Source organism: Okeania sp. SIO2F4 (genome assembly GCF_010672385.1).
In the GTDB taxonomy this organism is placed as follows: domain Bacteria; phylum Cyanobacteriota; class Cyanobacteriia; order Cyanobacteriales; family Microcoleaceae; genus Trichodesmium.
Window position 1 is genome coordinate 21,487 of sequence record NZ_JAAHGT010000033.1, and the last position, 7,856, is coordinate 29,342.

The 7,856-nt window shown below is 36.8% G+C and carries 3 protein-coding genes; 1 reads left to right on the forward strand and 2 read right to left on the reverse strand.

What is annotated here, in order from left to right; genetic code table 11:
- Positions 1 to 762: 762 nt before the first annotated feature.
- A complete protein-coding gene (locus F6K22_RS03995) occupies positions 763 to 2,160 on the forward strand; it encodes an aromatic ring-hydroxylating dioxygenase subunit alpha (RefSeq protein ID WP_293093557.1) in 1,398 nt (465 codons plus the stop codon).
- Between the two features lie 815 nt (positions 2,161 to 2,975).
- Here the strand turns inward: F6K22_RS03995 and F6K22_RS04000 are convergent.
- Positions 2,976 to 3,149 (reverse strand): hypothetical protein, encoded by a 174-nt coding sequence (locus tag F6K22_RS04000; RefSeq protein ID WP_293093559.1) that lies wholly within the window; start codon positions 3,147 to 3,149, stop codon positions 2,976 to 2,978.
- Positions 3,150 to 3,709: 560 nt separating this feature from the next.
- Positions 3,710 to 5,257, reverse strand: coding sequence for a C-3',4' desaturase CrtD (crtD, locus tag F6K22_RS04005; RefSeq protein WP_293093562.1), 1,548 nt, complete (start codon positions 5,255 to 5,257; stop codon positions 3,710 to 3,712).
- Positions 5,258 to 7,856: the final 2,599 nt, after the last annotated feature.

Here is a 7,856-nt window from a genome sequence, read left to right on the forward strand (position 1 = left end):
ATTCTTGCAGAATTCAGGGAATAAGGAATAGGGAATAGGGGGGATAAAATTGTTGATTTTATATTTTGAATTTGTTTTAGGACTATCTGCGACTGATGGATAGCCCCAAACCTGTTTTATCTTGATTTTTTTTGCAAGTAAAGAGGTATTAAGTATTAACAACTAGAATAGCTATTAAAATAAAATAAAATATAAAAATATACAATAATAAATAAGAATTAGCCGACTCTAAAAAAATCATAATTAATGCAGCAGGAGGTAGTAGAAAACCAAAATTATTACCAAAAAAAGAGGGCATGCGCCTCCCCTTTTAAGGGGATGAAAAAGCGGTCGTTTGCGGAGCATGACCTTAGGATGGGATGGCGAGGAAACCTCGCCATATCCAATCGACCAAGAGAAATATTTAACTCAGTATTTCAAGCCTCCGAGTCAACTCGGAGGTTCGCTGATAACTGATAACTGTTAACGCAGTTCCTCCGGAGGAGGCTAACTGATAACTGAAATGACCCTTATAACAAATTATATTAACATTAACAAAATTTTTGATATTTGACAAAATTTCAAATGCTAGAAATTTAATTTTAAGTAATTGAAAAAACCGTAAATGATAATTTTAATTAAATGAGTTTGTAAACTATATCACAAATGGAGGCTGCACAAGAGAATAGTGAAAAAGACGAGTAACTGATTACTTTTTCCCTCTGCTTTGGGCGTAAAGCTATATTATACTTAAGTAACTTAACTAAAATAATTAACATTCTGATGATTACTAAAGCTGTAAAAAATTCCTACAATACCTCTTTAAGTGCAGGTGGAACTGACCCAGAATATTTTGATTGGCAAGAAGTTTGGTATCCAGTTCATTATGTAGAAGACTTAGATAAAACTAAACCTACACCATTTACATTATTAGAACGAGATATTGTGATTTGGTGGGAAGAAAAAAACAATCAGTGGCGCGTATTTGAAGATAAATGTCCTCATCGTTTATCACCCCTTTCTCAAGGTAGAATTAATGAAGCTGGATGTTTAGAATGCCCCTATCATGGTTGGGCATTTTCAGGAAGAGGAAACTGTGAAATTATTCCTCAACAAATTCCAGGAGGAGAGGCAGAAAAATCATCAAGAGCAAAAGTTAAATCTCTGCCTACAAAAGTTTGTCAAGGTCTTTTATTTGTCTATGCAGGAAAAGTAGAAAATGCTGCTCAAACACCTATTCATACAGTTGATGTTTTAGATGAAAATTCTAATGAATGGGTTTGTTTAAATACTTTTCGAGATTTGCCTTATGATGCTTTAACATTAATGGAAAATGTTTTAGATTCTAGTCATATTCCTTATACTCATCATCGTACTGTGGGAAACCGCGCTAATGTTGCTCCGGTAGAATTAGAAGTAGTAGAATCTGGAAAATGGGGTTTTAAAGGAGTTTGGGAAGAAGGTCCGAGAAAAGGAACTTTAGGAAGACAAGAAACTACTTTTATTGCTCCTGGAATGATGTGGCATGACCTTACTTCTAAGCAATTTGGTCGCACATTAACAGTTGTATATGCAACACCTATTCGTAAAGGAGAATGTCGTTTATTTGCCCGTTTTCCTTTTAAGTTTTCTTCTCCGTTTCCGAAATTTTTTATTCTGTTAAGTCCCCGTTGGTATTCTCATATCGGGCAAAATGGAGTCTTGGAAGATGACCAAATATTTTTACATCATCAAGAACGATACTTAGAAGCAAAGGGGGGTAGTGCTAATTTTTCCAAAGCTTTTTATTTACCTACAAAAGCAGATTTATTTGTATTTGAATTACGTTCTTGGGTGAATAAATATAATGCTCAATTATTTCCTAATGCAACTTTAAGTCCTGCTCTGTCCTCAGAAATATTATTAGATAGATATCATTCTCATACCAAAAAATGTAGTAGTTGCCGCACTGCTTTAAGAAATTTACAACGAATAAAAGTTGGAATAATACTTGCCACTTCAGTTATGTGGGTAGTTATCCTTTTATTACTGTTAATATTGGATAATTTAAACATAACTTTGATGACTTTTTTAATTTTAAGTTTGCCTGTTGGAGTTGTTTCTTGGTTGGCGTTAAGTCAATTAGAAAAACAGTTTTATCAAGGTCGAGAAATTCCCCCAAGAAATTTACCAAATAATTGACATTTCTCTATAGAGAACCCCCACCGGAGTAGCTCGCCCGGTGAGGGTTCCCTCAATTACTAAAACCGTATTTTTCAAAGTTTTTCACCTATTTATTCCCTTTATCTGCTAACTCCCTACCCCCTAATATTATGTAATATTACGTTGATGACTTTTTTAATTTTAAGTTTGCCTGTTGGAGTTGTTTCTTGGTTGGCTTTAAGTCAATTAGAAAAACAGTTTTATCAAGGTCGAGAAATTCCCCCAAGAAATTTACCAAATAATTGACATTTCTCTATAGAGAACCCTCACCGGAGTAGCTCGCCCGGTGAGGGTTCCCTAAATTACTAAAACCGTATTTTTCAAAGTTTTTCACCTATTTATTCCCTTTATCTGCTAACTCCCTACCCCCTAATATTATGTTCGGTTAAATAGTTATTATAATTAAAGTTCGTAGTATAGCTCTCAGCCCAAACTTTAGATAGGGCTGAGAGCTATACTACAAACAAAAACTTTATTATAAGTGATTATCCGAACAGGATATAATACCATTTCTCAAAAACTTTATCTATTTCAGAGTAGGGTCGGAGGGGAGTAGGTAGGGACATTGCATAAAGGCGTCCGTACGGGAGAAGTAAAAATAAGAATAATTGACATTAACTAGTCAGTAATTATCAAAAAAATTATTCTGCCTATCTAAATTACTTAATAATTGAAGTTCCACCCAAGTATAGCATTAATGCATGGTAATTGGTATAACTCCTAAACTGTTGCCTATTGCCTACTATATCAATCTTTGACATTGAGAAGCGAATAAAGACCGCTTCAAAGTTACCTCAAATCTGACGATCGCCACTCAAACAAGGAAGATATTTGTCAATAATTTTATCATTGATAATCTGCATTTTCTCAGACAAGTTAATTTGCTGCGGTTGTTTACACCTACTACGCTCTAAATCGTATGCAATAATAGCATCAATTAAATAGCTGAGTTCTCCGTAATTTGTCATGTTTAAATTTTCCTTGAGTTCATCATATTATTAGTATCAGTTATTTTTTTGTTTGAAGCGGTGATATCTATCCTCAGAATATGTGAAATTTGTCTTAGTAAATTAATGAAGTACATCAGTAATTATGATGAGCTTAGTAGGCTTTTCAGGTGATGATTTTCAAGTTTCTATGTGATTTAACTCACTACCTAATTTCAGTTATCAGTTATCAGTTATATGATATTCGGTAAAACACTTATAATCAGGCTCGTAGTTGGGCTTTAGTCCAGAGATACATATTTATATCATGTCCGGTTGAATAGTTATAAATAAATGACGGAGGAGTCAGGAGTCAGGAGGGAAGAGAGGAGAAAGAAAGTATAAAAAGAAGAAAGTTTTTTTATCACTAATTATCCGGACATGATATTAGGGGGCTAAAGTCCAACTACAAACACAGCGCTTTTCGCTCTTGATGAACCACATTGCCATAACCAAAACTTTGTAGGGACGCCCTTATGCAACGTCCCTACTGTGGTCTACCGTGCAGGAAAACGGCTGTAAGACCTTATTGATTGGTTAACTCAAAACGCTGTAAATCCTTCCTCTGACTCAATCTGTCGCACTACAGTCAACGCTGAATAAGACACTCCCGCTGTACCCTCTCCTGGATGAGTCGAATCTCCCACTAACCACAAATCCTGAATCGGAGTTCGATTAGCAATCCCAAAAGGTCCGAAAGTTGTCAGACGCTGACCGACACCACCAACAATACCTTCATCCCGTGCCGTAAATTTGACAAAAGTACGAGGTGTGGCAGCTTCCTGATGAACTATTGTTTCTGGTTTTAAATAAAAATATTCACTCAAACGAGCGATCGCTTCTTCCGTATATTTCTGCTTCAACTCCTGATAATTTTGGCAATGTCGCCAAATTTGAGTATCGGTAAAACTCGAAGCAGTAATTGTCGCTTTACCAGTCGGAGCGCGACCGTCTCCCGGATGACTTACTGAGACAAACAAAGAATTATTTTCGCCAATAGGGCCATCATAATCATAGAAAAATTGTAAGTGGGGTGGGCAATTTGTCGGAATAGCACTTTCATCGACTCCTAAATACACCACAAATGCACCCCAAGGAGACGGGAGTTTATCAACTCGGCGTTTGTAACCAGGTATTGGGTGTAATGTTTGTGGTTGATTTTCATCTGCCACTAATTTCACTAAGTTTTGCACAGTGACATTTGCCACAACATGGTCGGCAGTTTCTACCCAAGTTTCTCCAGTTTTCTGGTTTCTGATTCTGACAGCATTAGCTTTGCCATTATCTATATATATATGTTCGATGCTATGACCCATAAATAATTTACCTCCGTCTCTTTCTAGAGATCCGACTAGGCGATCGCTCAAAACCTGCATACTTCCCTCTAGATGGTACAAACCTTGAGGAGCTTGAGAAACAGCTAAAGCAGTCGCAGCGTAAAGTAGAGCTGTTTCTTCGGTACCAACTTGGGAGTAAAGTTTCAGTTGTAAATCTAGAAAAGTTTTCAACCGCAGATTATCATTTAAGCCATACAACCGTAACGCATCTGCCACCGTCATTAAAGTAAATGGTACTGTAATTAGAGTATCTGGACGCACTGCTTTGACTAACTGCCACACATCCCAAATGTTCCGGGGTGGTAAAACTGGGTCGCGACCTTGAAATTTCCAACTTGCCTCAAACAGTTTTGTCATTAATTGCCAAAAGGGTTCGCTACCAGGAAATTGCCGTTGTCTTTCTTCCTGCCATTTTTGGGGGTCGCGCCAAACACTGATAGGTTCAGTTTCGCCGGGGAGAAATACGGCGCAGGCAGGGTCGCAATGGGTGGCGTTCGGGATGTCTATTTCCAATTCTGAGAAAATACGGTGATGGATGCCACCGGGTTCTAAACCTGCCACTTGAGTTGCACCGACATCGAAAGTAAAGCCACGCCGTTTGAAGGTTGAGGCGCAGCCACCGGGAATGATAGCTTGGTCAAATATCTGGACTTGGTAACCTCTGTGGGCCAGTAAGGCTGCTGTGGTGAGGCCGCCAATACCTGCACCACATACCACAATTTTTGATTTTTGTATAGTCTTTTGAGAGGACATGAGATAATTATTAAGATTTTTTAACTAAATATTAATATAATCTGTCCTTTTAGTTAATGGCAAGGAGATGCAGTTCTAGCTCAGGGGATTTCCAGAACCGTTGTGAGAAACCTACAACCAGATGTTGATTATTCAAACCATATAATACCAAATTCATGCATAGGTATTTACATCTTAAGCATGTGATTTATTACTACAATAAAAAATATATAAATTCCATAAATTATAAAAATTAAACATTTTTTCCTCTTTTTTATTATGTTTTTATTTTAGTGTTCCCAGTTAAGTGTATCGTGACTGTAGCAATATTTTATGAAATTGGTATAATACAAAATAAGGATTAGCTTCTAGTTATCATGCTATCAAGCAAGCGATCGGTGATACAGAAGATGATCGGCTAGATTCTGCGGTGTTTATCTCAATGTTGGCCCTTGACCCGCGCTCTCCATCCCCCCTAACCCCCCTTTCACGCGCTATGCTTTATAAACATCTTTCTTAACATAAAATGTAGACAAAAAAGAGAAGTTATGTATAAGTCCTTTGAAAGGCTTTTTTCTCAGAAAAGTGTATTGAATTAGACATAAAGAAGTGAGAAATGCACCCCAAGATTCTTACCGAATTATTAATTAATTAATTAATTATTAATAATTAATTAATTCTGCTTTAAAACCTCCCCTTGGATAGGAGAAAAAAAGTGCTATTGAATTTCCCAATATTCAATTCCGTAACGGTTTTAACCTTCTTGTAATTATCAATTATCCATTATCAATTATCAATTAATGAATCCCCCCTCTTCCCCCTCTTCCCCCTCTCCCCACCCTCCCACAAGGTTTTAGGAGTTCCTTATCAGGGATAGCTTTCACTCGTGGGGGAGGGGAGCTTAGAGATGGAAAAACCAATCAATTTTGCGGTTTTTAAAGTAATGTGCTAAAGTAGATATCATAAGGCTTTTGGGCTAGCAATCTATAGGGGAGCCGTCGGATTGGCGATATACTGCAGAGCGACCGTAAGACCGAAAAGAGGGAAAGGCAACGAAGGCAGGTGCCTTAGAAGCAGAAAGCTCCTATCAGTTATGTTAGCGAATCCTGCGTTGTCGTCCAAGCGCAACGTCGGGAGGGTGTCAATGAGGTCAAAAGCTTTAAAGAAACTGCAGATGTTCCTAAGAAGAATGTTGCCGAACCTTATCTAGTTATTGGGTTATTAACAGTTGGTTTTGCAGGTTTGTTGTCCAAGAAACAAATCAACAAAGCTGTATAACTAATGTCTATTACTAAAAATATTAAATAGGGATCGCTCTGTGCTGTTGAGAGCGATAGTTTTTAATGGATATTTTGTATCGCTGACTATTTTAAAAATACCCAGCGATACAAAATATCAGATCAAATCCGGATAATTAGTTACTGTAAGTCCGCAGTGACGGGAACGGAGTGGAAGTAAGCAATCCCAAGCTTTGAGAGATTGCTTCCCTTTGGTCGCAATGACAATTATTCAACCGGACTTCATATCAGAACTATTCGGTGACTCTGGTGTTTCCAGTTCCCTACTACTACTTATCAGATCAAATCCAGTAGCATTAGTATAAAAAAGCTACTTCTCCCTATTATCTTCTATCTACCTTGTCTTCCCTTGTTCCCTAAAACCTAGAAATTTCGGTAGTGTATCAAGGAAGTGTGGTCTATGTAGTCCGTGTGGGGAGACGCTCGAAAGTAGGAGGAATAATTGTACCTGTATCTTTTTGTACTTGTATCGCTTTCGTCCTAACTTTTTGGTCTTAAAGGCTGAAAAATTTGCACTTTTTTCGCTCCAAAAAGACGCTCAACCTTTATATATCAGTGCTTTTAAATTAGATTTGCCAGCCCTACTTGACGAATCCCACACTTTGCTGACGCACAACCGAAATTTCTACCTCATCAGTATGAGAATTGCTATATAATTTATGTTATCTAGGTATTTATTATCACACTTGTGAGTATCAGTCAATGGTAAACTGTTGTAGTTCATTGAATATTCACATTAGTGGGTGTTTTTTTTTTAGATTTGCTGAAATATTGTTGTTTATGCAAAAAATGCCTGAATTCACTGAGAACAGTTGATAAATTTATAGTGGAAAACAGTAGTAATTCTACTATGGAAACATCAAGTTATGGCTATTTAAAAATTAATCAAGAAACTTTCAATGACTCTCGCTGCAGCAACTCTAGCTCAGGGGATTTCTATAACTGCCAATTGTGATCAATGTCACAAAGGATATAAGGGAATATTGCAATCACACCAATACTCGATTATGAAGATTTGGTAAAGTCATGAAAAATTAATTCAAAAGTAATCTGGTTTATCCGTATATATGCTAGAAAGGATATAATGGAATATTGCAATCACACCAATACTCGATTATGAAGATTCGGTAAAATTATGGAAAATTAATTCAAAAGTAATCTGATTTATCCGTATATATGCTAGAAAGGATATAAGGGAATATTGCAATCACACCAATACTCGATTATGAAGATTCGGTAAAATTATGGAAAATTAATTCAAAAGTAATCCGGTTTATCCGTATATATGCTAGAAAGGATATAAGGGAATATTGCAATCACAC